General features: G+C 51.2%; 3 tRNA genes. All 3 read left to right on the top strand.

The features are described 5' to 3' along the window. Positions 1-80: 80 nt before the first annotated feature. The 3 genes from ACVHXK_RS18780 to ACVHXK_RS18770 all read left to right on the top strand — a co-directional run bounded on the left by ACVHXK_RS18780 (position 81) and on the right by ACVHXK_RS18770 (position 327). Positions 81-157: transfer RNA gene (locus tag ACVHXK_RS18780), tRNA-Arg, on the top strand. 14 nt (positions 158-171) lie between these two features. Further along, positions 172-247 (top strand) — tRNA-Lys (locus tag ACVHXK_RS18775). 7 nt (positions 248-254) lie between these two features. Further along, positions 255-327: transfer RNA gene (locus ACVHXK_RS18770), tRNA-His, on the top strand. Position 328: the final 1 nt, after the last annotated feature.

The raw sequence follows: 328 nt of genomic DNA, 5'->3' as shown, positions 1-328 counted from the left end.
GGGGTATAGCGCAGATGGTAGCGCGCGTGGTTTGGGACCATGAAGCCGCGGGTTCAAGTCCTGCTACCCCGACCAAAAATGCGTCTTTAGCTCAGTTGGATAGAGCAACGCCCTTCTAAGGCGTGGGCCAGGGGTTCGAATCCCTTAAGACGCACCATTTTATTTAAATGAGCGTGAATAGCTCAGTTGGTAGAGCATCTGACTCTTAATCAGAGGGTCCAGGGTTCAAACCCCTGTTCGCGTACCAAAACGTGGTGGGTATAGCTCAGTCGGTAGAGCGTTAGATTGTGGTTCTAAATGCCAAGGGTTCGATTCCCTTTATTCACCC

The organism is Clostridium sp. DL1XJH146 (assembly GCF_054819755.1).
Note: the sequence above shows the minus strand (reverse complement) of the source record. Positions and strands in the feature narration are given on the sequence as shown.